We start from the raw sequence: 25574 nt of genomic DNA on the forward strand, positions 1-25574 counted from the left end.
TACGACGAGGGCGAGCCTACCGCGCCAGCAACACCCGCGCCTGTCCGGCGATCTGCGCCAGCATCGCCGCGCTCGCCACCGGGGCCTGTCGTGCGCGGTGGACCAGCGCCGCGAACTGCGCCACGCGGTCGCGGTTCGCCTCCAGCCATTTCTCCACCGCCGCCTGCGGGTCCTTGCCGGCATTGCGGTTCAGGAACTCGAAGCGCAGCTGCTGGAAATCGCGCGCGAGGCCGGCGATCAGCAGCCGCTCCCACGGATCGCCGGTCTGGATGCGCGCGGCCACCGCCTGCGCCCAGTCGAGCCCCAGCGCGAAGCCGAGATGGGTGAAGGCGAGCGTGAGCTTGGTTTCGTCGAGCTTCAGGCGACGGCCCAGATCGGCGAGACCGACCGCCCCGTCCATCTCGAACAGGCGCACGACCTGCCCCGCCAGATCCTGCGGCGCGCCGGCATCCTGCAGGATGCCCGCGATCCGGTCGCGCTGCTGCGCCGCTTCCGCGCGGAGCAGCGAGCTGGTCTGCCCGGCAAGGCTCGCCACCCCCTTTTGCAGATGCGCGACGGCATTCGCCGGGGTCGTGCCGGCCGGGAAGGCGCGCAGCAGATCGGCGATCTGCGACCGGACGCCCACCGCCACTTCGTCGAGCAACGCGATGCGCGCGCGTTCCGAAATATCGGCACCCTCGATCCGGTCGTAGAGCGCGTCGATGTCGAACAGCCGTTCGGCCGCGACGAACATCGCCGCGATATCGGCCAGCGCCTCGCCCTCTTCCTCCGCCAGTTCGAAGACGTGCAGCACGCCCAGCCGGTTGACGATGCGGTTGGCGAGCTTCGTCGCGACGATCTCGCCGCGCAGCCGGTGGTCGAGGATCGCCTGTTTCTGCGTCTCCTGCATCTCCTTTGGGAAGGCCGCCAGCAGGTCGCCCGCCATGTCGGGATCGTTCGCCAGCGGGGCGTGCTCGATCGCCTCCTGCAACGCCAGCTTCACGCTGGCGAGCAGCACCGCCAGTTCGGGCCGGGTCAGCCCGCGCCCGTCCTGTGCGCGCCGGACATAATCGTCGTTGGCGCTCAGCCCCTCGACCACGCGGTCGAGCTTGCCGGCGGCTTCCAGCATCTCGATCACGCGGACATAGCTCGGCACCGCGACCGGTCCGTCATTCTCCATCACCGACAGCGCCAGCGTCTGGAGCCGGTTATCCTCCAACACCAGATGCGCGACGTCATCGGTCATCCGCGCCAGCAGCGCGTTGCGATCGTCGATCGCCAGCCGCCCCTCGATCACCTCGCGGTTCAGTGCGATCTTGATGTTCACTTCGTTATCCGAACAATCGACGCCCGCCGAATTGTCGATGAAGTCGGTGTTGATGCGGCCACCATTGGCACTGAACGCGATGCGCGCGGCCTGCGTCACGCCCAGGTTCGCGCCCTCGCCGATCGCTTTCGCGCGCAGGGTCTGCGCATCGACGCGGATACGGTCGTTGGCCGGATCGCCGACGTCAAGATGGCTTTCGCTGCGATCCTTTACATAGGTGCCGATGCCGCCGAACCAGATCAGGTCGACGGGCGCGCGCAGGATTGCGGAGATGAGCGCGGTCGGCTCCATCTCCGTCTCCGCCACGCCCAGCATCTGCCGCACCGGTTCGCTTAAGGGGATCGTCTTGGCGGTGCGCGGGAACACGCCGCCGCCGTCCGAAATCAGCGCCGGGTCGTAATCGGCCCAGCTGGAGCGCGGCAGCTGGAACAGCCGGTCGCGCTCGGTCCAGCTTGCCGCCGCATCGGGCGCGGGGTCGAGAAAGATGTGGCGATGGTCGAACGCCGCCTTCAGCCGGATCGCCTTCGACAACAGCATGCCGTTGCCGAACACGTCGCCCGACATGTCGCCGCAGCCGACCACGTCGATCGGCTGGGTCTGCACATCGACGCCCAGTTCGAGGAAATGGCGCTGCACCGAAATCCACGCGCCCTTGGCGGTGATGCCCATCGCCTTATGGTCGTAGCCGACGCTGCCACCGCTCGCGAACGCATCGCCCAGCCAGAACTTGCGCTCCAGCGCCAGCGCGTTGGCGACGTCGCTGAACGTCGCGGTGCCCTTGTCGGCGGCGACCACGAAATAGGGGTCTTCGCCGTCATGGATCACGACGCCGGCGGGATGGACGACCTTGCCCTCGACGATATTGTCGGTGATCGACAGCAGCGACCGGATGAAGATGCGGTAGCTCTCGGTCCCTTCCGCAATCCACGCATCGCGGTTCGACGGCGACGGCAGCTGCTTGGGGTAGAAGCCGCCTTTCGCGCCGGTCGGCACGATGACGGCGTTCTTGACGCGCTGCGCCTTCATCAGCCCCAGGATTTCGGTGCGGAAATCATCGCGCCGGTCGGACCAGCGCAGGCCGCCGCGCGCCACTGGTCCGGCGCGCAGGTGGATGCCCTCCACGCGGGGGCTGTAGACGAACACCTCGCGCCACGGCAGCGGCTTGGGCAGCCCCGGTACCTTTGCGCTGTCCATCTTGAACGCCAGTGCTTCCTGCGCGGCGGGGGCAAAGGCGTTGGTGCGCAGCGTTGCGGCGACCACGCCGCGATAGCTGCGCAGGATACGGTCGTCGTCGATTGCCGACACGGCATCGAGGCCCGCTTCGATCGCGGCATCGGCGGCGGCGATCCCCGCCTCCCGGTCGGTGCGCGCCGGATCGTGCGCGGCATTGAACCGGTCGATCAGCGCGGTCGCGACGCCCGGCGCACGGCGCAGCGCATCGACCACGGTCGCCAGGCTGTAGCTTACCCCCGTCTGGCGCAGATAGCGGAACCACGCGCGCAGCAGCACGACGGCGGCGGGCGCGATCCCCGCCTCGACGGTCAGGCGGTTGAACGCATCGTTCTCCGCCCGGTTTTCCAGCACCGCCTCGATCGCGCGCTCGACGGTGGCCACGTCGAACTTGGGCGCGGTGCCGGATGCGACCGCGACCTCGAAATCGTGGATGAAGCTCTTTTCGTCATCCTCCAGCCGGGTCGGCAATTCCTCGACCACGCGGAAGCCGAAATGTTCGAACACCGGCACCGCATCGGACAGCGCCAGCGCGCCGCCACGACGATAGACCTTGATCCGCATCCGGTCGCCGCCTTCGGACACGATCCGCACCGATCGCGACGTGGCATCGGTCAGCGCGGCGACGCGCACGATATCGCGCGCGGCTTCCTCGGGCTGGTTCGAATTACGGTAATTGGCGGGGAACGCGTTGGCGAAGCGCAGCGCCATCCGCGTCGCCCCCTCGGGCACCAGCTCGCTCAAGGCACCCTCGACCGCCGGGCGCCAGCCGCGCACCATGCGTTCGATCCGCCGGTCGAGATCGGCGGCATCCGGCATCCGCCCGTCCTGGCGCAGGTCGAGGACGTAGCGGATCAGCGCCGCCTCGCCATCCTCCATTGCGATCGACCAGTTGAGGATCGACGCATTCGCCGCCTGCGCCAGCATGTCGCCGATCGACAGCCGCCGCTGCGTCGTCACATCGTCGCGGCCCAGCCAGACGAACGCGAACAGGTGCCGGCCGAGCGCCGACTTGATCAGGACCAGCCGCGAGCGCGGACGGTCGGCGACCGACATGGCGGTCAGCGCCAGCTGCTCCAGCGATTCGGGATTGAACGCGGTGGTCAGGTCGTGGGGCAGCGTCGAAATCGCGTGGTTCAGCGCCTTGCCGGCATGGCCCGACGGATCGAATCCGAACTTCGTGCGCAGCGCAGCCAGATTGCGGCGGAGCACCGGCACATCGGCCGGGTCGGCCTGCAACGCCGCACTGGTCCACAATCCGCCATGGATCGACACGCCGGTCACCGTGTCGCCCTCGCGAATCGGCACCAGCACCAAGTCGACCGGCGCGCGACGATGCACCGTCGAGATGCAGTTGGATTTCAGCAGCAGCGGTTGGACATTGCCGGCATCGAACCACTCGATCGCGCGCTGGCGCGACGCATCGGCCAACAGCGGCACTTCCAATCGCGCGCGCGAAAGGCCCAGCCGGTCGCTGACCACGCCGTCGCGCGACCAGCGTTCATGCGCCAGCTGCGTCAGATTGCCGGCGACGAACCAGTTGAGCAGCGCCGCATCCTCGGCGGTGTCGGCGCTCGCGGTCAGCCGCGCGGCATCGGCCTGCATCGCCGCCTGCATCGCCCGCCAATCGGCGACGGCGGCGCGGACATGCTCCAGATTGCGCTCAATCTCGGCGACCAGTGCGTGCCGGACGCGCGCATCGGCCCGCTCCATCTCGATATAAACCATCGATTCGCGGCGGCCTTCACCGGCAAGGCCGGTCAGCGTGCCGGCCGGATCGCGGGTGACCGCGATCACCGGATGCAGGATGCGGTCGATCGCGATGTCGTGGGCGACGATCGTGCTGCCGATCGAATCGACCAGGAACGGCATGTCGTCGTTGATAACCGCCAGCCGCATCCGCCGCTGCTCGCCCCGGTTCAGCGTCTCCAGCGCGACGCTGACCGTACCGGGCGAACGGTGCGCGGCGGTTGCCGCCACGAACTGCGCGGCATCGGCACGCCCCGCGGCGTCCAGACCTTCGATTTCGCCGGGAAGGGCGCTGTCGACCAGCAGCGTTTCCAGAGGGCGGGCGAGCTTGCTTTGCGGTGTCATGCGCGGGCTATGCGCTGCCTCGCCGACAGGCTCAACCCTTGTGGCAGTTGCGAACAAAATGTCGCAGTGCGGTAATTATATTACGAGAAACGACCGGCCGGTCAGAGCCCCAGCTGATCCCGTGCAGCGGCGATCAGATCGTCATCGGCATCGACACGGCCCAGTATCTCGACCGACCCGGCATCGACCGCACGCGCGAGCAGCAGGACATAGCCGGCATCGCCCGACGCCACCGGCACGACGATCGGCGGGGTCGCCGCCGCCGGACGCCCGGCGGTGCGTTCGATCCAGTCGGACAGCTCGCCCTCGCCCACCCCGGCGCGGTGGGCGCGCGCCAGCAGCCGGGCATGGTCATCCTGCCCCTCGCCAAAGACCAGCCGGACCAGCGCCTCGACCGGCGCGCGCGGATCGACGGTCAGGCCCGCCCCGACCAGCATCGCGGCATAGCCCGCCGGCTCACGCTCGGTCGCCAGCAGGAAATCATAGGCACCGGCCAGCGCGGCCTGCATCGACGGCGCGGTGTCGTCCGCCGCGCGACGCGCCGCGTCGACCTGCCGTCGGACCTCGACCAGCCGTTCGGTCAGCGACGGTGCGGCAGCCGGTGCGGCCAGCGCGGCGCTCGGACCATCGGCCCATGCCGCCGCCGGCATCGCCCGGCGGGGCGCGGCACGCCGCGATTCGGCCAGTTCGGCGGCCAGCTGCGACTGGGTGGCGGTGTCGACCACTTCCTTCCAGTTGATGACGCCGTACAGATAATCGATCGCATCGCCGTCCGACGAAAACGGCATCAGGATGCCGCGATAGAGCATCGGGAATCCGCGGTGGCCGACAAACTCCGCCTCGAATCCGATCGGCGCACGGTTGGCGATGATCTGCATGTAATGATCGGTCAGGCGGGACAATAGCGACCGCGGCGGCACCTGGCTCAGCCGGACGATCGACGAATCGGTGCCGCTTTCCTCGCGCAGCGCATGGCCCAGGAAGCGGATCATGCCATCGTCATGGCCGTCGGTGAAATCCAGCAGCACGCTGTTCGGCCCGAAATCGGCGATTCCCGCCGGGTCCAGCGCGTCGATCAACGGACAAGGGCGCCCGGCCAGCAGCGACACCCAGTGATTATAGGCGCGGACATGCATCCGCCGCTCGTCGGTTCCCACGACCATCACGTCGCCACCAACGCCTTCGCGATCGTCGTCGCCGCCACCCGGCTGCTCGTTCGATCCGCGCACGATGTCCATAATCCGTCCCCAGGGGCGGTCTGCCCGATGGGGTCGGGTTGTGGACCCGCCAGGGTAAACTTCCGGTAAAACCGCCAACGAACGGCAACGAACGCAAATCCGCTTGCCACCAGCCGCCCGGATTGGTAAGCGCGCGCCTCCAGACGGCACGCCGTCCCGGGCCGCTTTAGCTCAGTTGGTAGAGCATCGCATTCGTAATGCGGGGGTCACAGGTTCGAGTCCTGTAAGCGGCACCACCTCCATCGCGAATAATCGAGCAATTACAGCCGCTTGCGGCGTATTGCATGTCCGGCGTTCGACCGTTTGTTCCCTCATTTCCGTTCGAATTGAGTCGAACATGGGCGAACAACAGCGACCGATCGAATCAGCTTGCTGGTCCTTGGAGGCCGGGTGGCGCCACCCGCTTTGCATCAGGATCTACCCCACGGCGCTCGTCAAGCGATCGCATGATTGGCGTGACCGTCAGGCCGTGAAGCAAGATCGAGAACAGGACGATTAACCCTACGATGGCCCACAGATGGGCGGCGTCACCGACAGGCATGTGGTTGATACCGTAAGCCAGGTAGTAGATCGAACCGACGCCGCGGATGCCGAAGAAGGATAACGTGAGCTTCTCGCCTCTATCTCCGGAGCATCCGAGCAGTCCGATCCAGCCGGTCAGCGGCCGTACGATCAGCAGGATCACCAGTGCCACCGCGCCATCCATCCAGGTAATTGGCGTCAGCAATCCACTCACCAGCGCTCCACCGAACAGGATCAGCAGCACCATCATCGCGAGCCGCTCTATTTGCTCGGTGATGGCGTGCATCTCGTCCTGAAACTCGTGGTCGCGGTGCGCGCTTCGGAAGGTGAGCGCCGTGACGAATACGGCGAGGAACCCGTAGACGTGAAATATCTCGGTCAGGCCGTACGACACGAAAGTCGCCGACAGCGCGATCAGGCCGTCACCGGTTCGGGCCAGCTTCGATTCGGCGGGGATGTGGAAGGTTAGCCAGCCGAACACCCGGCCGACGAGCCAACCCCCAGCGATTCCGCCGACGATCTCCCAGAGTACGCGGTAGCTCAGCCATTCCGTCAGCCACGGCTCGCCTGCAGGAGCGGCGACGGCCAGCAGTATGGCGAGATGGACGAATGGGAACGCGGCACCGTCATTGAGCCCGGCTTCTGACGTCAGCCCAAAGCGCACCTCGTCCTCGTCACCGGTCTTGGGCGGTCCGACCTGCACGTCCGCCGCCAGAACCGGATCCGTCGGCGCCAAGCTTGCAGCCAGCAACAGCGCCACAGCGAGTGGCAAGCCCAACGCCGCTATGCCCAGGCCAGTGATCGCTAGAATGCCGAGCGGCATCGTGATCGCCAGCAGTCGCCATGTAATCGACCATTGATGCCAGCCGAATGGACGATCGATTTTGAGGCCCGCCCCCATCAAGGCAATGATGACGACGAACTCGGCGAACCGCTCAGTTATGTCGGGATACAGATACGGCAGCGGCCGCAGCGTTACCTGCGGGAGCAGAAAGACCGCGACTCCGATACCAATGCACACGATCGGCAGAGACAGCGGCAACCGTTTCAGCGCCAACGGCAACCAAGCCACCAGCGCAATCAGTAACCCGGCCCCGGTCATAATCAGGATGTAGGGATCGGGGGAAAGGCTTTCCGTCATGTATCGCTAACGGCTGACGAACGAGCTTGGCCGCACGCGTCGCTAAAGCCGCGGGGGGATGGTCCAGTGTACGGCAATGCTTCGTGCCGGCTACGATCCGCTTGGAAAGCATGCCGACCTGCTCGGGATTCAAATATCGCGGAAGGCCAACCACGAGCCAATTCGCGTTGACGGTCAACCGGATAGCTGCGCCCGTAGGGCTTCGTTAAAGCTGTATGGTTACCAGCGTATCTGGAAGGAGACGCCGTGGAACTCGATCGAACGATCGCCGAAGCCGCCCGCCGCTCAGGCGAGCTTGGCATTAGGACGTTGGACCTGCAGGCCGACATATCGGAGCTCGCTACCCGCGTTACCGCACAGGCAAGCACTATCGACGATCTTGGATCGCAAACCGATCTCCTCGTTCGAGATGCACAGAACGTATCGATCGCTGCAGAGCAATCGCTGGGCGCCACAACCGGCGCTCATGGCCTGCTCGCCAATTCGCAGGTTCAGATCGATACAGCGATGGGCGACGTGCTCGATCTGATCGGTCAGGTTAGCCTTATCCACGAGAGCCTCGGCGCCTTCACGGCGGCACTTGAGGACGTCGGTAAGGTGACCGTCTCAATCGACGATATTGCCGGCCAGACAAATCTCCTCGCACTCAACGCCACGATCGAAGCGGCTAGAGCTGGCGATGCGGGACGCGGCTTCGCCGTGGTCGCGAGCGAAGTGAAGAAGCTGGCTCAAGAAACCGCGCGAGCCACATCCCGCATCAGTGCGTCAATTGGCGCCCTGACCTCCCAGGCAGAAGCGATGCTGTCGCGTGTGCAGCTCGGCGTTTCCAAGGCTCAAGCGACGCATACAGGAACGCAGGACGTAAAGGTGCGCGTCGCTGAGATACGCCAATTGATGGAGGGTCTCGAGCAAAACAGTGGAACGGTGAGCGACCGGGTAGCCTCGATCGTGTCCGCTGTAGACGAGGTCAGGACCGGACTTGGCCAGCTTGCAGAAACCTCTACCGACAACGCTTCTGGCCTCCAGCGCCTGTCCCATCGCCTTACCTCGGTAAGTGACGATACAAACGACCTGCTGCAGATGCTTGCCGAAAGCGGAGCGGATATGCCGGACCGGCCCTATATCCGCTTTGCCATTGAGGCAGCACTAGCGGTATCTAACGGCATAAGCGAGGCGGTCGAAGATGGACGACTAGACCAGCGCGCGATCCTGAGTGACGCTTACAGTCCCGTCGAAGATTCGGATCCACCGCTCTTCACTCACCCGGCGATGGTGTTGATTACGACACTCGCCCGCCCTCATCAGGAAGCCGCGAGGAAGTTTCCTGGATTCTTCGGCATGAGCTTTACCGACCGCCGATGCTTCGGCGCGGTAGCGATGCCGGAACGCTCGCTGCCCCAGCGTCGAGGCGAGCGGGCATGGAACGAAGAGCATTCGCGCGCCGGCTTGTTCTTCCGTTTTCCCGACACTGCCCAGCAGGTCAAAATCACGAAGCCGTTCTGCCTGAAGGCCTATAGGCGCCCTCTAGCAAACGGTGGGGTAGTTTTGCTCAAGCAGGTCATCGCGTCGATCAATGTCAACGGTGCGCACTGGGGCGTCCTTCAGCTGGCGTACGAGGACCAGGGATAACCTGCCCCCGTTCCAGCCGAAGGACGCCGCCCGCTCAAAAGTTCATTAGGAGCTGTTCCGGCTTCACGTATCGCGGTGGCGGGTCGTACCCTTCGGATGCGAGACGTTGCAGCGATGCAACCTGTACGAGACGACGTCGGCCAAGCTTGATCGTTGCGATCTCACCGGCCGCTACCAACTCGTAAAAGCGGGTGCGCCCTATGCCGAGCATGGCAAGGGCGTCGTTCACCGAGATGGTGAGAGGAGTGATAGAACGCCCGCCTTTGGTGGGCGCAGATGTCTTGTTCATCAGGGATCGCCTTAGCAGGGACGATCCTGAGCTATCGGCTTTTGGACAACGGGATGGTGTCCTGCGCGGCGCTCCGATGCAAGAGGCAATCCGTGTCAGTTGAGCCGGTATCGTCACAACCGCGGCCGATCGCCGCTCAGGGGTTTGGGGCTGAAGCAGTTGAACGCTTCATCGATCCCTCCCCGAGCACAGTCGCTCCGGTAAGATGGGTGCATTCGACGCACACACCCTACGCAACCTAACGGTCGAACAACTCTAGTATTTGCAATGCCTTAGCTTCGACCGCTTGGGTGTCACAACGTGTTACGCTTTGTCCCACGTTGTGCCACATCGTTTAAAATCAACGGATTACCTGTGGGACATTGTGCTACACGCGCCTGCCGGTCGGCGGAATGATTCCTTCAACGAACCCGATCGAGACGGGCGTAGGAGGTGCCGACCTCTACCTCTAACCGGTCCGCGCGTTCGTCGAGCGCGATGGCGGGTATGTCGAACGGCTCTACGTCGCTCGGATAGTAGGTGAACTGAAAGCGGTTCGGACCGCCCGACTGCAACGGAACCTCCTGAAGGATTTTCCGGTCGCTTATCCGCATGACGAAGAACCGCTTTGCCTGGGCGACGTCAGCGGCCGACCATGAGTAGCTGCCGCCCGTCATAGCGAAGAGACCGTTGGCGTCGGGCCATGTCACTCCCAAGCCTTCAGCGCTTGACCCGTCAGCCGTTTTGACACTGACGGCCAAGCCGACCTTCCCATCGCGCACAGGGGGTGCCGCCTGTTCAAGCCTAACCGGACCAGGCTGATTGTGGATGTGAAGGGTGTCCCCGTCATAGGTCCACACCCCCTTGGCCTCCATGAACTCGGCATCGTCGGCACCAGCGCGGATCCGGTACGTTGCGGAACGGTCGGCGTTGATCTCGACATCGATCTTCATACCGTCCGCGCGTTCGACGTACCGGTACTTGCCGATCAAGACCCGTTCGTCTTGGATGATCGCGGGAAGGCTGTTCGACGGAAGCTGAGCCGACGTCCCGGTTGCGGCCGAAAGAAGGCATGCCGCGAGAGACAGCTGCAGGCGGTTTGGAAGTGGCGACCGCATCATCACCAAGTCATGTCATAGGCGGGGGTGCGCAGGCTAGTGGCGCTGGTCGCTGTAGCGGCGTCACTAATAGGAGGACGCGTATCGCGGCCAACTGCTGTGCTTCGACCATCTTGCTGGAGGGCGGGAGAGGTAGGCGACGAGCTAGTTTTATGTTCGGGGCTTACGGGCTCGCGCGCGTCCGTACACGGGAGGTCGATCCCATTCGATCCCCAAAAAATGGCTGAATAACAACGCCCTACGATTTGGGATCGGACGGGATCAAAAGTTAGTCGCTTGGGATCGCGTGTTCCTGTCCGAAAAATGACGGAATACCGGGCATTTCTGCACGCGCAGCTTGCGTAGGGTGTGCATGGCTCTCGATCGGCCGAACGTCGGTTTAGCGGTGCTCCCTCGACCCGTAGGGAGGTGGTCCGTTCACCGGTGGGGCTTTGACCGCCGAAAGGCGGAAGGTCGTTTTCATGCGCTACGGTTACACAGCCGCTCTCCAGCCGACGCGTCGACCGCGCAGCATCGACACCTTTTGCATCTCTTCGCGCGGTTCAGCCGCGGTTCCTAGCTATCTGCTTTGTATAAATGCCGGGTGGTTGCGGCAAAGCGACATCGACTGCGCGGGGTTCCGTTCAGGAAGGCGTGAAGGTCGAAGTGGGTTTGGTAGATGGAGAGGCACTAGAGCAAGACATAAGTCCGCGTGTAAGCCTGCCAAGTGATCCCGGCGCGCTATGCTGACAGACCGAGAAAGACGCCCCATCACCCAACGTCGAGTAGTGATGGACGTGTCCGCATGGGATGGCGAACTTGACGGCGCCGGTCCGTACAGGTGACTAGGGCCAGATTGCATTTTCGTTGTATGACCAGCCATTGACGATGGCGTTTTAACGAGGACCGATTTTGCCTTTTGAGCTTCACGACGGCGAGGCGTTCGTTGCACACCTTTGTTCGCTGCCGGCCGAAACAGGATGGGTGGAGTTCAAAGTCGACACCTTTAACCCTGACACTGTCGGACGATATGTATCGGGCATGGCCAATGCCGCTATGCTGGCCCGGAAGCAGCACGCCTTTATGGTCTGGGGCATCGAAGACGGCACGCACGATGTTGTTGGCACAACCGTTCACCTCGAAAATAAGAAGGGTGCCGGCAATTCTGACTTGCTATTTTGGCTTTCCCAGAAACTTACGCCGAAGATAAACCTAGCAATCGAAACTGTGATGGTTGCAGGCAATAGAGTTGAGATTTTGGTCATTGAGCCCGGCTATCAGCAGCCGGTCAGTTTCAACGGCGAAGAGTTTATACGTGTTGGATCTAACTTAACGTCGTTACGGAATCATTCCGAGAAACAACGGGCAATTTGGCAAATAACTTCCAGCTACTCTTTTGAGTCGTCTACTTTAATACCCCATATTTCAGAAGAGGGTTTGTTCGATAGATTTGCGATCAAAAGGTTCCTGAATCTATTCGGCGTCAGTGATCGCTCACGCATGCATATGATCGAGGTCCTGATACAGAAAGGGCTTATTCTTGATAACATGCAGGGTGGCTATGAAGTTAAGGCGTTACTCGGCCTCTGCTGCGCTAGAGATATGAATCAGTATCCCGAGCTTAGGCATAAGGCACCTCGCGTCCTTGTATATAAGGGGACGAATAACTTGGACGCCGAACACGACAATGAAGGCAAGCTCGGGTACGCGATCGGCTTTCAACCTCTTTTTGATGCAATCATGGGCTATATTCCTAGTCGTGAAGAGATGAGTCAAGGTTTACGTAAAAAGACCTATGATCTTCCCGAGGTTGCGATCCGCGAGTTGGTTGCTAACGCGATTGTTCATCAAGATTTTACCGTCTCCGGCCAGCGGCCGATGATTGAGATTTACAACGACAGAACGCGTATAAGTAACGCAGGAAGTCCATTAATTGATGTAGAGCGGTTCATTGACGGAGGTACGCAGACCCGCAACCCTGAATTCGCCCGCCTAATGCGTGAAGTGGGTATTTGCGAGCAGAGGGGAAGTGGCGTCGATAGAGCGGTTAAGGAAATTGAACGTGCGGTTCTTCCTCCCCCACTGTTTGCAGCTCGTGAGGGTTCGACTGCGGTAACAGTTTACAAAAAGCGAACTTTCGCCGAAATGACACCAGACGAGCGCGTTCGTGCTTGCTATCAGCACTCCCAAGTCAAGCACGAGGACAACGAGGCATTCAACAATGCTTCGTTGCGCCAGCGTTTCGGCCTGCCCGACAAAGCAATCTCGCAAGTTTCAAACGTGATCCGGGATGCACAGGACGCAGGTAAGATCAAGCCGCTCGATCCAAACCAGGGGTCGAAATTCGCCAAGTACGTACCTTTCTACGCTTAGCTTACTTGTCTCGAATTCCGCCGCGGCCGTAACGGGAGCCCGAAACTGGCGGAATACCGTCATTTTTTGACCCTGCCCAATTTGTGCGGCGACCCGTCACGCAACAAACATTGCCTCGACGATGGCCTGCATGAGCACGCCACGCGGGACCGGTACGCTGACCGATGTGTAGCCAGCGTTTCGCGCACGACGCTGACCATAGAGTCCGATCCACTGCCGGCCATGCTGACGCCATGCTCTTTGCAGCGAGGGGACGGGTAGCAGGACGCATGTTGCGGCTGGCGCGTGAGCATAGGCGATGAAGTCCGCCGCCAACGGCTTCTGCACCCATCCAGGCGAACGCGCTGCCTCGTTTGACCAGCGCTCTAGCAGGACGTCCGGCCAGTCCTCCGTGCGGATCTTCTCGTCCACCGTGTAAGTTCGGCCACACGCCAGCGTCAGCAATCGATCGATTCCCCCGCGCTGCGCCCAGCCGTCAATCCTGACCGCTACAGCCGACTTGAGCGAAGGAAACGCACGCCGGTAGATTGGCAGCCACCATTCGTCGCCGAAGCGCTCGGAAAGAGCCAGGCTTTCGCGGAAGTGGTGAGTACGGCCCACGCCCGCTGACCGAGGATCGATCAGCGGGAACGGAGGGCGGCGGACTGGGGCGCTGTGGCCCGCTAGGCTAGTCGTCGGTCTTCTCCTGGTCGTGGGTGTCTTCGTCGTCGGCGTCCGGTTCGAGGTCAGGGTCGCCGTCCATGTCGTCGAGGCGATCGATCATCCGCGCCACCAGCCGGTTGAGCGCCGGGCGCGGAAGCTGCGGGATCGCCGACAGAACGGCTTCGATCGGCAGCACTGCAGCTCGACCGGGATAGATCAGCAACGCGGTCATCTGCCGCTCCCTGCCCTACTGTGGCGGGCATAAAGCCTACCTCGGGCTGTAAGAGGGCGTATGCAGCGGCGAACATGGTCATGGTTCACGCCCATGGCGTACGCGATGTAACGCGACGACTGGCCAATGCGGGCTCGGCGGCGGAGCTCTGCGAGCGCTGTGGGAGGAAGGTAGGTCATGCCCGACCTGCCATGACGGAATACACCGCCCCGCTGAACGAAAGGACCGGACCAGCCGCCGCCAATGCGTCCTGATAGTCGTTGTAGGCGCCCCACAGCACACCGACGATGATCGCGCATTGCAGGCCGCATTGGGCGCAGTTCTCGGCGCATCCCGGATCCCGGCAAACGAGTTTGCGGTAAGGCTCCGGGTTCGCTCGGGCGCGGTCGTATGCGGCCCAAGCGTGGCCTAGCCAGTAGTGCGCTTCCTCGACGGACAAGACCGGTAGCCGCGGACTGGTTCTCGGCTTGTCGCCGTCGCAGGGTGGCACACGGGTGGGGTTGAATGGGGGTGGCGTGCGGGGCGTCATGCTCGCCACCCCGGCCGGGCGGCGTCAGCCTCGATATGCGCTAGCCATTCCCTCTCAGCATCCGCGAAGGTGTCGCGGCCGATGAGGTCAACGACCGCGCTGCGCCCCTTGCGGATCATCACTCGACGCTCCTTGGCGTCGTCGGCGCCCACCAGCGGCAGCAACATCAGGACACGGAAAGCGGCCATCATGGCGCGGCTGGCGGCGCGGTGGCTGACTTCGCGTTCGCGGCGTTCTGGCAAGCAAGCAACCCGTGCGGCGATCGCCCGCGTACTGGCGGCGTAGGCGTCATGGTAAGCCGCCCGTGCCTCCATCCACGCACAGTAACGCTCCCCCTTCAATCGGGAATGGGCATCCCGGCGCGACTGGATGGCGTTGCGATCGCGCTCAGCGGCTGGGACTTGATCGGTAGCGGTCAGCGCGGCGACGAACGCGGCCTGACGCTGGGAAAGGTTGGCGCCCATGTTAGCGCCCCCCTTCGGTTGCCATGCGCTCGATAAACGACGCGGTGCGCAGGATGCCGACGACGCGGCCCACCAGCCTCTCGGCCAGCTTAGTGGCGTCCTCGTAGGGGCCGTCCGCGACATAAACGGTCTGCCCAACCTCGCCCTGTCGGATGCCTCCAAGGTACCAGCCGTCTGGCCCCTTTCGGGTCTGCACGATGCGGCTATGGCGCTTCTCGCGGTCGTAGGCGATCGCTGGGGCGGAAACGTACTCGGCAAGGAACAGCCCGCCATCGACCGGCAACCAGCCGCGCCCATCCTCGGCAACGACAACTTCGCCGGCACGGATCAGCGGCGCATTACGGTCGCTGTCCGCAGCGCAGACGATGGCCCAGCGCGGTACGCTGTCGAACATCTGCAACGCGATCGGCTGGGGCTGCTCGGCTTCCTTCCGGTCGATCGCGGACAGGACATTATGGGCGGCGAACATCGCCATAAGGTCAGTTGTGGGTTTCGCCATGTCAGAAGCCCTCCGCATGGAGGCGGCGCGCATCGGCTGCGATGGCGGCGGTCCATTCAGGGTGAAAGGGAATGTCGCGGGACGCAGCCAGCTCGACCTTAATCGCGAGGGCCTTCCCATCAGGAGCCGGCACATCCTCGATCAAGCAATCCATGGCTTCGACCCATACTTCACAGGCCGTGTCCTCGTCGGGGGTGCCGATCGGCAATGCCTCGAAACGCGCCCGGGCGTCGATGTACGCCGCATAGGCATCGTCCCATACGGTACTTGCTTCGGCCCGCTCCGCCTGCCGCTGTTGAGCCTCGGCGCGGTATCGGGCACGGCGCACGACCTGCTCGGCCGTAGCGACGGGCGGCTGGCGTCCGATCTGGAACGAAAGGTGCAGCCCGAACCATTGCAGGTCGAAGAACCGCACGTCGCCTTCGTTGCCGTGATCCTCGCTAACCGCGTCGAGCCGCTCGACCGTCACCGAACCCCAATTGTACCAGGGCTCGATTGCGGACAGGGCGCGCTTCATGACCTTCGTCATCAGTGCAGCTCCCCGTTCTGCTGCGCTTCAATGAAAAGGCGAATGGCCTCGGCGCGATCGGGCTTGCCCACGATCTGCGCCATCACCGGCGTGAGGTCGTCAGCCGGACAATCCTGCACGACGAGCCAGAGCTTACGGCCGGACGCCAAGGCATAGCCGCCGCCGATGGCGACGAACGTTGATAGCCATGCGCGCGGGTCGAACGAGGTGGTGGCGCTGCGAAGCGCGTGGAGGTTCGAATAGGCCATGGGTCAGGCCTCCCACACGACGAAGGGCCCTTGCGGCTGGCCGTACTCACGGACCAGCGTCGCGACCGTGTGCGGGTCCGCCGCCTTGGCGGACAGGAACGCGCGTCCCGTTGCTTGCCGGCGCTCGGTTTCGGCGTCGGACAGATCGCAGGAGAAGATTCGGTCTGCGTCCAACATCGCGCCCAGCGAATTGTCAGGGCCGATCCAGACGCGGCCGCCGATGGCAAGGAACGCCCTGGCGGTATCGATGATGCTTGCCATGGTCACGCCTCCCCACCGGTCCTGCCGGGCTGGAGGTCGAACCGACGCGACAGGGACCGCAGCGCCCGTTGTTCCTGCACGGTCAGTGCCGGGTTGGGGGTGAAGCAGAACAGGGCGATGTTGGCGGCGGCACGCTCGACCAACTTTGTGAGGGCGTGCAGCTTGCTTTCGGCTGGCGCCTCGCACGCCAAGTCCATCAGAAGGTCCGTCGCTTCGGTGATCGCGATCAGAAGCGACAGCGCGTCTGCAAGCGACGCCGGCTTCTGCCCCAGCATTAGGCGAGTGATTGCCTCGTCGTTCTGGCAGGCGTTGTTAAGCGAGGTTTGCGCCCAAACGGCATCGGGGTTGTTGCGGTCGTTCGCTGCAGCGTCGGCGGCGGCAATGTCGCCAGCTACGTCGCTGCGAAGCTGCGCCAGCATGGCGATACGGGAGAGGTTCGACATGCTCACGCCTCCTTGCCAGCGAGGCGGGCCGCATCGGCCAGCATGTTGAGCGACTGGTCGGTCACGTTGAAAAGGCCGAACTCGACCATCGCGGCAACCTTGGCGTAAAAGTCGGCCGGCGTCGCCGCGGGCCAGTTCATCACGTGGGTTTCGGATTCCGACGACGCCGCGCACAAATCGTTGTCGAGGCTGGTCACGTCGTCGGGGATCGGGCAGGGAGCGCCACCGGCCAGCCGGGCTGCAATCTCGCGTTCTTCGTGGGCTTCGTACACCTCGCTATAGAACCGCGCCTGAGTGGCGTTGGCGTCGTTCGCCACGTCGATCAGTTCTGCCAGTTTGGCAGAGACGGTTGTGGGCACGGCTGGCGCCGGTGCGGGACACGAGGCGATCGGCAGGACTGCAACGGCCGCCATCAGGTTGCGTCGCGAAGCGAGCATCGATCAGCCCTCCCGCGCGACGAGGCAGCCGTTGGCGGCGTGCCGGGTGAACAGGCGCTGGCAGGCGTCAGCGGCGATCACCGCTTCGATCGCTTCCTGCTGCCGCGCCGTGGACGCGCGGTGCTGACCAGCAAGCAGGCGAGCGTAGGCACCGGGGTTGCCAGTACGCAGATGCTGACGAGCCATTTCAACGGCGTTCGTCGCTACGTTCGTCAGGGAAGATGTTGCACGCGCGACCTTGGCCGGACGCACGTAGGGCGTTAGGGTCTTCATAGCCATTCACCTCTCAACCAGGTGGTTTGGTTAGGCCGGGCTTGGAGGGCTCAATCTCCGCGTCCGGCCGAACTGATACCTTTAGTAACACTATCCGTAGATGTTCGCAAGCGTCCGTTGACGTTCGCGCCACGTCCGACGATAGAAAGCGTGTGCCACTATCAATCCCTCAGTGCCGCGCAGCTCGCGCCCTTCTGGGATGGTCGGCGAGTAAGTTGGCGGAGACAGCTGGCATAAGCGCGCTCACCGTTAAGCGCTTCGAAGGTGGCCAAGCGATCAGCACAGGATCCTTGGCGAAACTCGTCCAAACACTAGACTATGCGGGTATAGTTCTAATTGATGAAGGTACGTCATCTGCACCCGCCGGGCCTGGCGTTCGACTGCGGGATTGACCGTCAAAATGTTCAACCGCTCTTGACACGAACTCCGTCAGTGCCAAGGCGTCCCTATCTTCAGCCAGACCGCAACAATCCCGCATCTACCATTGAACAGGCGGCTGGGGCTCGAGCCACGCCATCACTTCGTCATAGCTGCCAGTCGTTCCACCGTCGGCGCCAATGCCTGATACGGGCCGATCGCGCCGGTCGCGGACATGGTATCTGTAAGATTCACTTGGCTTTGATCGCCAACGACGAACCCGATAACCGCGATCTAGCGCAAGGTCGAAAAGTGGCTTGTCCGGGCGTGCAGCCTTTTTCACCCGGCGTGGGACTGGCAACACCTCTTCACCACGCAATACCGCCGCGACCACTTCGGCATAGGTCGGGTAACGGCTGCGCCGACGCGTGTAGGGCCAACCGGATACTGCGGCTCGCTTGGCACGCAATTCATCGCCGCCGCATTCATCGATCCACCGGGCGATGCAACGATCGCTACATTCATAGTGATCATAGATTGCTCGCCCCCAGCCGAAGCGAATAAACATTTCGGCGAAGTCGGGCGGGCATGACCGGTATCGCCGGCATGTGCCGACGCGATAGTGAACACCATCTTTCAAAGCGTTGATCGCGGCGATTTGCTCGGGCGTCACCCCTTCGAGCGAAACATGCCTTGCTATGTCGTGCAGTGCCATGCCGCATGGCTAGGATGGCGGTGGTAGGCCCGTTACCAACACCTCGGTGGCACAGGTGTCGCGTCACCGGGAACACATAGCTGGTCAGTGGTGGTCGTTAGGGGCCGTTTGCGCCTTCGTAATCGTACCAAGCGCGATCACGGCCATCTGCAGCGCGTATTCGTTGCCCCAGCGGCGTTCCCAAGTCTTGAGCGCGGCCCCGATCAGTGCGGCTCCTGCATCGTCACCAACGAACAGCTCGCCCATGTCGGCAAGCGTTTCAGTCGCTTGAAGGGTTAGCGCTTCGCGGTGGAAGTCCTGGATAGGATCGGTTGCCATGTATGTCTCCGTTGCCCACCCAAGGCGTAACGGGTGGGCGGAGGATGGCTACCGCCCCGGCCGCTTGCGCCACTTTTCCGTTCGTTCAGAGCACCAGCCGCAAAGCCTTACGCTGGCGCGATTGAGAAGCGGCTGGCCGCGAGGTCATTCCAGACTGTTGACCTTCGGTCAGCGGTTGGCCGGATGTCCAGCTGCGTAAAGCGGATCGCTGATCAACGCCGCTTGATTGCGTCCACGATCGCGGCACCAGTGCTGACAACTGTTCCCATAATTAGGAACGCCAGCCCCGTATGTGTTAGCAGAGCTTTGTTCTGCAAAGCGGCTAGGTACTCCGCGCTGCTGGCAGGGCGAACCAGCATGTCGCCTAGCGGGGTTTGTAGAAGGCCAAGCACGAACACGATTAGGCCGACTAGAACGACCCCAGCCCCTAAACCCTTCATATGTGACCCCTTCCGTTGCCGGGCGGGGTTAGCACGCAACATGATCGGTGGCGAGGCGGCTGGGGCCGTTGCCACCAGCCGCCGGGGGTGCCGGTACGATCAGCGCAAACGCTGGCTGTCGCCCTTCTCAGTCGGAATAGGCTGGAAAGCCCCAAGGCGGTTGTACGCCTCCATGCTTCGGCACACCTCGTCCTGCACGATCCGGCGCACGTCATTCTCGGTCGACATCGTTCATTCTTACGGTTACATGCGGAAACGCTGGTCCTGCCGCGCATCAGCGCGGGCTTGCGCCGACGATGCCTTAACGATGCCGGGTGCCGACGCACGAACGACCTGCACGGCCGTGTTGCCGCTGATTTGTTCGACGCGGGGTACGAACATGCTGCCTTCGTCGGCGTACACCTTGAGAACGACGGGCTGCATCGGTGCCGGGCGAGCAAGCGGCCTGTTCGCCGTCGTAATCCCCAGCGTTTCTCCGCGGGACACGCGCGCGATCGGTTGGCCGTTCAGGGCAAGCGTGTTGCGGTCAATGCCAGGGTTGCCCCCGATCACCATTGAGCCGCCGGTTGCGAAACCGGGAAGTGACCCGCCGCCACCTACCGCTCTAACCAGCCCGCCAAGGAAACCGCCCCCGCCGCCCGAACCGCCGACAAGAGCGGAAAGCAGGGGCGCGATGATCGCCTGTTGGACGGCAATGCGGATCAAGTCCGAGATGATGCTGTTCGCCACGTTCTTGAACACGTCACCCAGCGATTCACTGTTCGTGATCGCGTCGGCCAGCCCGTCGTTGAGGGACTTGAGCGCGCTCACCTGTGCCTGCTCAATGCTGTCCCCGATGTTCGCTTGCGCGTCCTTTAGGTCGGTTCTGAACCTATCGAGCGGACCCTGTTGTTCGCGATCCAAGAGCCGGCTGTCGGCCGTTTCGCGGGTTTCGAGGTCAGCCAGGCGCTTTCGTGCTGCAGCGATCCGAGTAGTATCGTTCGCGATCGACGCTTGGGCAAGCTCCTCGGCGATCGCGCCCCGCTCCATGTCGTAGGACAGCGCAAGCCTGCGTTGCTCAATCCGGTTCCGCTCAGCGATAGACCCCGTTAGGCGAGCCTGAATCTGCAACATGGCATCTTCGTCGCGGAGTGCCTCTTGTACGGTCGACGCCTGTTGAACGCGCAGGCGCTCAGCTTCACGGCGGCTGGCCTCGTCCTTTTGCGAAGCCGCAATCTTGTCGTTCAACCCCTGCAACTCCAGCCGCTGCGCAGCGCTGTAGCGCTGATCGTTCGCGATCTCCTGATTATTGGCGACGCGGCTGGCCTCAATCGCAGCCTGCTCCAGCCTCAAGCGTTCCTCTGCGCTGGCAGCGGCCCCCTCAAGCTGGCGCAGATAGGCAATGTTGGCGTTTGCAATCTCTTGGGCGATGCGCTGTTGTTCGTCCGCAAGCTGCTCTGCCGTCTTGCCCTTCGGCGCAGCCGGCCCCTTCGGCATCTTGGCAGGCTTGCCGCCACCCGGCGTTGCCGTCACGGCGGGGGGCGCGAACTTCTCAAGCGGGCGACCTTGGGTTTCTACAATCTGCCGTGCGATACGATCCCGTTCGGCAATCGTCTGCTGGATCGCGGTTGCGACCTCCCGGTCAGCACGACCGTTGCTGAACAGGTTGCGCGCGCCCGACGTGACATTCGAGAAGTCCAGCCCGAGCAGGTCGCCCCTGCTCAGCGCCTCCCGGTTCCGCTGGCCCGTGGCACCGCGGCCTGCAGGCGTCCGCTTCGCCAGTTCGTCCAAACGGGTTTCAGTCGCGATCTTCTTTGCCTGTAGCCCCTCAATCGCGGCGGCTTTCTGCGCCTGAGCCAGCTTGTATAGCTGCGCTGCGGCCCGTCCCGTCGCGCCGGCGAAAGCGTCGATTTTAGGAACCGCTGCCTGCGACTGGTTGCCAACCGCTGCTTGCCCGCTGGCAGCGCCTTCTGCGGCGATCTGCGCGGCCTTGAGGCTGTCCTTATAACGGGCGTTCGCGTCCCCAGCTTGATCGACCAGGCGGCTGGTTTCGGCGGACTCGGCAGCATAAGCGGTCAGCGCCAAGGTTACGCCAGTGATGGCAAGCCCGACGCCGCCTCCGAACGCCGCCAGAATGCTGGCTCCTAGCCCCGCTACGGACCCTTGCGCACGTAGTGCGTTCGTCACCAGCCCAACGCCCAGCGCGGCCCCAAGAATGCCCAGAGCCGGAATAATGACGTCGATGTTGTCGGCCAGTAGATCCATCGCCCCGACCAACGAGGCGGTTGCCCCGTTCGCCTTGGCGCTCTCCCCGACATAGATCGTCAAGGCGTTAGTAATCCGGGTATAGCCGCCGGTGATCGTATCAGCCGCCCGCGCCGCCTTCGCTTCAATTGCCGTCGAACCTTGGACGATGGCGTCGAAAAACTCCTTGGACGAAACCTTGCCGTCCTTAACGGCGGCGGTCAGTTTGGCGACAGAGCCGCCGAACCGATCGGAACCAGTCGCTGCCGCCTCAAGCAACGGGTACAGGCCATCTAACAGCGAGTTGTATTCTTCGGCTTGGACCTTCCCGCCGCGCAATGCCTGCCCGAGCTGCAATAGCGCACCGCCCGCCTGCTCGGCCGTAGCACCTGTGATTTTCAGCGAAGCGCTAACCGTGTCCGTCACCTTGAACACGTCGGCCTGTGTAACGCCCAATTCCTTGGACGCTTGAGTCAGGGTGCCAAACAGCGAGGTAAGCCCACCAATCTCGACGCCGTATTTCTGCGCCGACGCGAACAGCCGTTTTTGTGCCGCATCGAGCGCCGCGCCTTCAACGCCAGCCACGCGCAGGCTGTTTTGCAGTCGCGTGAAGCCGTCAATTAGCCCGACCAGTTCCTTGCCGCTGAAATAGGCGGCGAAGCTGCCGGCGAGGCCCTTGATGCTGCCCGCGATAGCGCCGCTGTCCCGCTGCAACCGCGCCGTCATGTCGGCGCTGGCGCGCTTCATTCGGTCGGTTTCCGTCGTGAAGAGGCGGCTGGCGTTCCGCGTGTTCTGCTCCAAGTCGCGATAACGGACCTGCAAATCAAAAATCAGGGGGTCGAGCGCGGGCATGTTCTATTTCCTGAAATGCCGCCGAACGGCTTGGTTGAAGGCCTTGGCAAGATCACGGCGCGTGGGCACGCGCTCGGCGTCTCGTGCGGGTGCCATGTACGGGCGCGCGGCCATGCGGCTTGTGCCCAGTTCAAGCGCGGCGCCATAATCGGCTGTCGACTGCACGCGCAGATGCAGCGGCCCCATGCGGACAGTCTCGATGCCGTCTGCCAGAACGCCGCTGTCGTTGTTCGGAGGGGAGCCGGGCGCAGAAACAACGTGGTTCATGCCGGATTGCGAACCCTCGGTGATGGACCGCTGCGCGCGCGTTTGGACGTTCTCGCCCGCCTCCCGCAACACCTTCTCCATTTCGCGGATGATGGCGTTTGGCAGCGATCCCATCCGCCCCGGCCGTGGCATTACTCGGCCTTCTCGGCGGCACGGCTGGCACGCGCTGCTAGGAACGCTTCACGCGACCCCGCCGGCAGGGCGTCCAGCGGGATTGCCGGCTCTCTCGCGCCCTCTTCTTCGGGGCGGGCCGGCCGTCCGTGAATGCGCCGGTCAATGATGATAGCGGCAAGGCCCCAGGCATCGACAACTGGGCCGGGCTGCACATAGTTTTCGACCAGCCGCTTAGCCGTTACTGCGTCGACCGGGACTTGCTTGTCATCGACATAGGCCATGCCGCCGCCGATCAGCCCGAGCCGAATGGTTTCCCAGCATTCTTGCGGACTGGCGACACCTTCGACAGCGAGAGCGATCGGCTCGCCCGCCGCCTCGTACCGACCGCGCATCACGCGCCCGTAGAGTTCGAACAGGCTGCAACCGACCTTGCGTTGCAGTTCGTCAATCTGCGCCATGGGAAGCGCAAACCGGTAATGCCCGTCGAAGGCCTCGATCCATTCGTCAATGCGGACATTCACGTCGGCGGCGGGATAGCGGAACGTCTTGCCGTCCGGCATCGTCGCCGTGTGCATCTTGCGGGGCTCGGTGGTCGCCATGTGCTCGTCTCTGCCGTTGCGTAGCCGTTGTGCAGCTGGGGGAGAGAATAATGGTGGGGGTAAGGGGTGATACCGCCGCCACCGGGCGACAGAGCATGGGAAAGGCCGCGGATAGCGAAAGCCAATCGGCTGCCGACCCTATGGTCCCGTAAGGGAACCGTTTCAAAAAAGTTCAGACTGCGATGTCTACGAATGTTAATCCTCGGTGCCCTGTGCAAGGGCCAACCTTCCGACACCCAGGTTATACCAACGGTTCCGAGGTGCATCAGAGCCCGCCCAACGCGGGGCTGTCCGATTGGGGTTTACCCTGCGAAAACACGCTGCATGAAACAGTTCGACCGTTCAAACAGGGTCGGTATTAGTAAAATGGGACAGATCGAATGCAGGGTCTAGAACCTGTTCGCACACTTTTTCAACATCACATGCAATTGCGCGCTACCGCGGTTAAGCGGTGGCAATAGCAACTACCTCGCTACAGCGGGGATCGTCCGTACGATCTGTAGGCGGAGATGAAACGGCGATTGCTCCCCCGCTCTAGCGGGGACGCCCCGCAGTCAGGCATCACCGCGACGAAGCGTTTGCCGTTTCCCCGGCACCGCAGAAATAATCGAGCCCCGCCCGCCTTGCTGTATGACGGACGAGGCTCGGCGCCCTTGGGAGAAGCGTGCCGCCGCACTGTCGTTCCGTAGGACAACAGACAACTGCAGAGCGGTAACCCGACCGGGATACACGTTGAGCGTATGCAAAGGGTTACCGGGTGGCATGGGCAGTGTGCGCTGTTTGCGTCAACCTCGCGCGGGTGGGCCGACGGACTGCAAGGGAGTGCAACTCGTCCGTCGGCCACGGTAGGACAACCGCGTCTAGATTGTCGCACGATCCAATCGGTTTACAATGCGCCCGTTAAGGCAGTTCTCGAATAGGGACGGTTGGGACGCGGTATGCGACTGGCCCTAGGCAATCACGATCCAGCGGACTCCCAACCGCCTAGAAGTCGGTTCTGCGATCTCGCTTCCTACCGAACACGCTGAACCCGCCGAAAAGGAAGCCGAGGATCGCCCACACGATCCAAGGGTCGCCCTTCACCAGATTGCAAAACGCCAGCACCAAAAAAATCAGCCCGATAATGGGAACACCGTTTCTGACTGCGTTCGGCATATTGCGATCCCCCGACCGTGGTTGCCGCAAAGGCTGGCATCTAACGGCGCCAGTCACAAGACTTGGCGATCCAGGAGTGCGCGGATCGACCGATCATTTATGTCGGCTTAGTAGAAACTCGCTTTGGAACCAGCGGTTTAGACTCAATGACCGCATCAACCGTTCCTTTCGCCCTCGTCGTCGACGATGATCCGATGATCCTTATGGATACGACCGTCATCCTTGAAGACGCAGGGTTTCGCGTTCACGAGGCGATGGACGGCGAGGAAGCGAAGAGCGTGCTGTCGGAGCACTCGGAGAGCATCATCCTGTTGTTCTCAGACGTAGATATGCCGGGAGAAACTAACGGTTTCGGACTGGCGCGTCACGTCGACCGACATTGGCCGCATATCGAGATCGTAATTGCGTCGGGCCATGTGTTGCCGGGGGAAGGCGATATGCCGGATCGCGCAACCTTCATCTCAAAACCGTTTAACAAGCGCACTGTGCATGAGCACCTCGCTAAGATGCTGCCGGATGAAAAGAAACCCGAACCGTTGGCAAAAGCGGTCTAGCCTCCGCTTTTCGACAAGATAAATGCTCCCAGAAAGCCGCAGACTGCGATCAGTCCAGAATAGTCATGGGTCGCTTCAGTGGCCTCCGGGATCATCGTATCAACCAACATCGCGAGGATGGCGCCTGCGGCTACGGCCGTAACCCCGGCAATGAGGTCCGGACTACTCCCTACGAGCGCCAGGTTGCCGATCATCGCAGCAATAGCAGACGCAACCGCGATACCGCCCCACAGACCAAAAATGTACCGTGCGCTATGTCCCGCTGCCTTCATTCCAGCGGCGCTGGAGAGGCCTTCCGGGACGTTTGAGAGGAACAATGCCGCTACCGTTACCATGCTCACCCCATCGCCGCTGGAGGAGGCTCACGGCGACCGCAACGGACTCTGGTATGCCGTCCAGCAGTGCGCCGATGGCAATGGCGGTCCCTGATCCTGAATTAGCGTCGGGCTGACTTTCGTCCGGGTTCGAGCCTGACCATTTGCGGTGCCTGCCGCGTCGCGACATGATGATGTTCGCAAGGGTGAA

General features: G+C 62.9%; 27 protein-coding genes and 1 tRNA gene. 5 read left to right on the forward strand and 23 right to left on the reverse strand.

Annotated features, from left to right (window positions below; all coding sequences use genetic code 11):
• Positions 1–16: 16 nt before the first annotated feature.
• Both ASE58_RS15480 and ASE58_RS15485 read right to left on the reverse strand, forming a co-directional pair.
• Positions 17–4630 carry an NAD-glutamate dehydrogenase domain-containing protein gene (locus ASE58_RS15480; protein ID WP_055823202.1) on the reverse strand — a complete coding sequence of 1538 codons (4614 nt, stop codon included), beginning with the start codon at positions 4628–4630 and terminating at the stop codon, positions 17–19.
• Positions 4631–4731: 101 nt separating this feature from the next.
• Positions 4732–5868 (reverse strand): PAS domain-containing protein, encoded by a 1137-nt coding sequence (locus tag ASE58_RS15485; RefSeq protein ID WP_055823205.1) that lies wholly within the window; start codon positions 5866–5868, stop codon positions 4732–4734.
• Between the two features lie 160 nt (positions 5869–6028).
• Between ASE58_RS15485 and ASE58_RS15490 the strand changes: the two genes are divergently transcribed.
• A tRNA-Thr gene (locus tag ASE58_RS15490) sits at positions 6029–6104 on the forward strand.
• 128 nt (positions 6105–6232) lie between these two features.
• Here ASE58_RS15490 and ASE58_RS15495 read toward each other — a convergent pair.
• The gene (locus ASE58_RS15495) at positions 6233–7531 is read right to left on the reverse strand and encodes a cation:proton antiporter (RefSeq protein ID WP_055823209.1); all 1299 of its coding nucleotides are present in this window, start codon (positions 7529–7531) and stop codon (positions 6233–6235) included.
• 246 nt (positions 7532–7777) lie between these two features.
• On the opposite strand from ASE58_RS15495, the gene ASE58_RS15500 reads away from it, so the two are divergent.
• Positions 7778–9160 carry a methyl-accepting chemotaxis protein gene (locus ASE58_RS15500; protein WP_082468110.1) on the forward strand — a complete coding sequence of 461 codons (1383 nt, stop codon included), beginning with the start codon at positions 7778–7780 and terminating at the stop codon, positions 9158–9160.
• A 34-nt stretch (positions 9161–9194) separates the two neighbouring features.
• On the opposite strand, the gene ASE58_RS15505 is transcribed toward ASE58_RS15500, so the two are convergent.
• Both ASE58_RS15505 and ASE58_RS15510 read right to left on the reverse strand, forming a co-directional pair.
• The gene (locus tag ASE58_RS15505; protein WP_082468112.1) at positions 9195–9449 is read right to left on the reverse strand and encodes a helix-turn-helix domain-containing protein; all 255 of its coding nucleotides are present in this window, start codon (positions 9447–9449) and stop codon (positions 9195–9197) included.
• Positions 9450–9850: 401 nt separating this feature from the next.
• Positions 9851–10420, reverse strand: coding sequence for a hypothetical protein (locus tag ASE58_RS15510; RefSeq protein WP_156347763.1), 570 nt, complete (start codon positions 10418–10420; stop codon positions 9851–9853).
• Positions 10421–11509: 1089 nt separating this feature from the next.
• On the opposite strand from ASE58_RS15510, the gene ASE58_RS15515 reads away from it, so the two are divergent.
• Positions 11510–12898 carry an ATP-binding protein gene (locus tag ASE58_RS15515; protein ID WP_235515926.1) on the forward strand — a complete coding sequence of 463 codons (1389 nt, stop codon included), beginning with the start codon at positions 11510–11512 and terminating at the stop codon, positions 12896–12898.
• Positions 12899–12994: 96 nt separating this feature from the next.
• On the opposite strand, the gene ASE58_RS15520 is transcribed toward ASE58_RS15515, so the two are convergent.
• The 10 genes from ASE58_RS15520 to ASE58_RS15565 form a co-directional block, all read right to left on the reverse strand.
• Positions 12995–13498, reverse strand: coding sequence for a hypothetical protein (locus tag ASE58_RS15520; protein ID WP_235513644.1), 504 nt, complete (start codon positions 13496–13498; stop codon positions 12995–12997).
• Positions 13499–13565: 67 nt separating this feature from the next.
• Positions 13566–13772, reverse strand: a complete 207-nt coding sequence (locus tag ASE58_RS15525; RefSeq protein WP_055823219.1) for a hypothetical protein — start codon at positions 13770–13772, stop codon at positions 13566–13568.
• Between the two features lie 525 nt (positions 13773–14297).
• Positions 14298–14765, reverse strand: coding sequence for a hypothetical protein (locus tag ASE58_RS15530; RefSeq protein ID WP_055823221.1), 468 nt, complete (start codon positions 14763–14765; stop codon positions 14298–14300).
• Position 14766: 1 nt separating this feature from the next.
• On the reverse strand, positions 14767–15240 hold the full coding sequence (locus tag ASE58_RS15535) for a hypothetical protein (RefSeq protein WP_055894790.1): 474 nt from the start codon (positions 15238–15240) through the stop codon (positions 14767–14769).
• Between the two features lie 25 nt (positions 15241–15265).
• Positions 15266–15793 carry a hypothetical protein gene (locus ASE58_RS15540; RefSeq protein WP_055823229.1) on the reverse strand — a complete coding sequence of 176 codons (528 nt, stop codon included), beginning with the start codon at positions 15791–15793 and terminating at the stop codon, positions 15266–15268.
• On the reverse strand, positions 15793–16041 hold the full coding sequence (locus ASE58_RS15545) for a hypothetical protein (protein WP_055823232.1): 249 nt from the start codon (positions 16039–16041) through the stop codon (positions 15793–15795). Before ASE58_RS15545 ends, ASE58_RS15540 begins: the two co-directional genes overlap by 1 nt.
• A gap of 3 nt (positions 16042–16044) precedes the next feature.
• Positions 16045–16302, reverse strand: a complete 258-nt coding sequence (locus ASE58_RS15550; protein WP_156347764.1) for a hypothetical protein — start codon at positions 16300–16302, stop codon at positions 16045–16047.
• Positions 16303–16304: 2 nt separating this feature from the next.
• On the reverse strand, positions 16305–16745 hold the full coding sequence (locus tag ASE58_RS15555) for a hypothetical protein (protein ID WP_055823238.1): 441 nt from the start codon (positions 16743–16745) through the stop codon (positions 16305–16307).
• A gap of 2 nt (positions 16746–16747) precedes the next feature.
• Entirely contained in the window at positions 16748–17182 is a 435-nt protein-coding gene (locus tag ASE58_RS15560) for a hypothetical protein (RefSeq protein ID WP_055823241.1), read from the reverse strand.
• A 3-nt stretch (positions 17183–17185) separates the two neighbouring features.
• Positions 17186–17455: a hypothetical protein gene (locus ASE58_RS15565; protein WP_156347765.1), complete on the reverse strand. Its 270-nt coding sequence runs from the start codon at positions 17453–17455 to the stop codon at positions 17186–17188.
• A 152-nt stretch (positions 17456–17607) separates the two neighbouring features.
• Between ASE58_RS15565 and ASE58_RS18585 the strand changes: the two genes are divergently transcribed.
• Positions 17608–17847: a helix-turn-helix domain-containing protein gene (locus ASE58_RS18585; protein WP_443024674.1), complete on the forward strand. Its 240-nt coding sequence runs from the start codon at positions 17608–17610 to the stop codon at positions 17845–17847.
• A gap of 86 nt (positions 17848–17933) precedes the next feature.
• On the opposite strand, the gene ASE58_RS17995 is transcribed toward ASE58_RS18585, so the two are convergent.
• From ASE58_RS17995 to ASE58_RS18225, 7 genes are all read right to left on the reverse strand, one after another.
• Positions 17934–18527: a hypothetical protein gene (locus tag ASE58_RS17995; RefSeq protein WP_156347766.1), complete on the reverse strand. Its 594-nt coding sequence runs from the start codon at positions 18525–18527 to the stop codon at positions 17934–17936.
• Positions 18528–18611: 84 nt separating this feature from the next.
• A complete protein-coding gene (locus ASE58_RS15570; protein ID WP_055823245.1) occupies positions 18612–18845 on the reverse strand; it encodes a hypothetical protein in 234 nt (77 codons plus the stop codon).
• Positions 18846–19384: 539 nt separating this feature from the next.
• Positions 19385–19513, reverse strand: a complete 129-nt coding sequence (locus ASE58_RS18470) for a hypothetical protein (RefSeq protein WP_268795080.1) — start codon at positions 19511–19513, stop codon at positions 19385–19387.
• Positions 19514–19528: 15 nt separating this feature from the next.
• Positions 19529–22360, reverse strand: a complete 2832-nt coding sequence (locus tag ASE58_RS15580) for a tape measure protein (RefSeq protein WP_055823251.1) — start codon at positions 22358–22360, stop codon at positions 19529–19531.
• Between the two features lie 3 nt (positions 22361–22363).
• Entirely contained in the window at positions 22364–22741 is a 378-nt protein-coding gene (locus ASE58_RS15585) for an HK97 gp10 family phage protein (protein ID WP_162233533.1), read from the reverse strand.
• 17 nt (positions 22742–22758) lie between these two features.
• Positions 22759–23340 carry a GTA-gp10 family protein gene (locus tag ASE58_RS15590; RefSeq protein ID WP_055823257.1) on the reverse strand — a complete coding sequence of 194 codons (582 nt, stop codon included), beginning with the start codon at positions 23338–23340 and terminating at the stop codon, positions 22759–22761.
• Positions 23341–24324: 984 nt separating this feature from the next.
• Entirely contained in the window at positions 24325–24495 is a 171-nt protein-coding gene (locus ASE58_RS18225; RefSeq protein ID WP_200909382.1) for a hypothetical protein, read from the reverse strand.
• A 62-nt stretch (positions 24496–24557) separates the two neighbouring features.
• Between ASE58_RS18225 and ASE58_RS15595 the strand changes: the two genes are divergently transcribed.
• On the forward strand, positions 24558–25049 hold the full coding sequence (locus ASE58_RS15595) for a response regulator (RefSeq protein WP_235513645.1): 492 nt from the start codon (positions 24558–24560) through the stop codon (positions 25047–25049).
• Here the strand turns inward: ASE58_RS15595 and ASE58_RS18230 are convergent.
• Complete coding sequence (locus ASE58_RS18230) at positions 25046–25384, reverse strand: hypothetical protein (protein WP_055823264.1); 339 nt, start codon at positions 25382–25384, stop codon at positions 25046–25048. The genes ASE58_RS15595 and ASE58_RS18230 overlap by 4 nt on opposite strands.
• Positions 25385–25574 lie beyond the last annotated feature (190 nt).

Origin of the sequence: Sphingomonas sp. Leaf9, assembly GCF_001421355.1 — a bacterium.
In the GTDB taxonomy this organism is placed as follows: Bacteria; Pseudomonadota; Alphaproteobacteria; order Sphingomonadales; family Sphingomonadaceae; genus Sphingomonas.

Excerpts from the sequence above, each read along its gene's own strand:
- ASE58_RS15480 (WP_055823202.1), bottom strand. The coding sequence starts at position 4,630 with ATGACACCGCAAAGCAAGCTCGCCCGCCCTCTGGAAACGCTGCTGGTC.
- ASE58_RS15485 (WP_055823205.1), bottom strand. The coding sequence starts at position 5,868 with ATGGACATCGTGCGCGGATCGAACGAGCAGCCGGGTGGCGGCGACGAC.
- ASE58_RS15495 (WP_055823209.1), bottom strand. The coding sequence starts at position 7,531 with ATGACGGAAAGCCTTTCCCCCGATCCCTACATCCTGATTATGACCGGG.
- ASE58_RS15505 (WP_082468112.1), bottom strand. The coding sequence starts at position 9,449 with ATGAACAAGACATCTGCGCCCACCAAAGGCGGGCGTTCTATCACTCCT.
- ASE58_RS15525 (WP_055823219.1), bottom strand. The coding sequence starts at position 13,772 with ATGACCGCGTTGCTGATCTATCCCGGTCGAGCTGCAGTGCTGCCGATC.
- ASE58_RS15530 (WP_055823221.1), bottom strand. The coding sequence starts at position 14,765 with ATGGGCGCCAACCTTTCCCAGCGTCAGGCCGCGTTCGTCGCCGCGCTG.
- ASE58_RS15535 (WP_055894790.1), bottom strand. The coding sequence starts at position 15,240 with ATGGCGATGTTCGCCGCCCATAATGTCCTGTCCGCGATCGACCGGAAG.
- ASE58_RS15540 (WP_055823229.1), bottom strand. The coding sequence starts at position 15,793 with ATGACGAAGGTCATGAAGCGCGCCCTGTCCGCAATCGAGCCCTGGTAC.
- ASE58_RS15545 (WP_055823232.1), bottom strand. The coding sequence starts at position 16,041 with ATGGCCTATTCGAACCTCCACGCGCTTCGCAGCGCCACCACCTCGTTC.
- ASE58_RS15550 (WP_156347764.1), bottom strand. The coding sequence starts at position 16,302 with ATGGCAAGCATCATCGATACCGCCAGGGCGTTCCTTGCCATCGGCGGC.
- ASE58_RS15555 (WP_055823238.1), bottom strand. The coding sequence starts at position 16,745 with ATGTCGAACCTCTCCCGTATCGCCATGCTGGCGCAGCTTCGCAGCGAC.
- ASE58_RS15560 (WP_055823241.1), bottom strand. The coding sequence starts at position 17,182 with ATGCTCGCTTCGCGACGCAACCTGATGGCGGCCGTTGCAGTCCTGCCG.
- ASE58_RS15565 (WP_156347765.1), bottom strand. The coding sequence starts at position 17,455 with ATGAAGACCCTAACGCCCTACGTGCGTCCGGCCAAGGTCGCGCGTGCA.
- ASE58_RS17995 (WP_156347766.1), bottom strand. The coding sequence starts at position 18,527 with ATGGCACTGCACGACATAGCAAGGCATGTTTCGCTCGAAGGGGTGACG.
- ASE58_RS15570 (WP_055823245.1), bottom strand. The coding sequence starts at position 18,845 with ATGGCAACCGATCCTATCCAGGACTTCCACCGCGAAGCGCTAACCCTT.
- ASE58_RS18470 (WP_268795080.1), bottom strand. The coding sequence starts at position 19,513 with ATGTCGACCGAGAATGACGTGCGCCGGATCGTGCAGGACGAGGTGTGC.
- ASE58_RS15580 (WP_055823251.1), bottom strand. The coding sequence starts at position 22,360 with ATGCCCGCGCTCGACCCCCTGATTTTTGATTTGCAGGTCCGTTATCGC.
- ASE58_RS15585 (WP_162233533.1), bottom strand. The coding sequence starts at position 22,741 with ATGGGATCGCTGCCAAACGCCATCATCCGCGAAATGGAGAAGGTGTTG.
- ASE58_RS15590 (WP_055823257.1), bottom strand. The coding sequence starts at position 23,340 with ATGGCGACCACCGAGCCCCGCAAGATGCACACGGCGACGATGCCGGAC.
- ASE58_RS18225 (WP_200909382.1), bottom strand. The coding sequence starts at position 24,495 with ATGCCGAACGCAGTCAGAAACGGTGTTCCCATTATCGGGCTGATTTTT.
- ASE58_RS18230 (WP_055823264.1), bottom strand. The coding sequence starts at position 25,384 with ATGGTAACGGTAGCGGCATTGTTCCTCTCAAACGTCCCGGAAGGCCTC.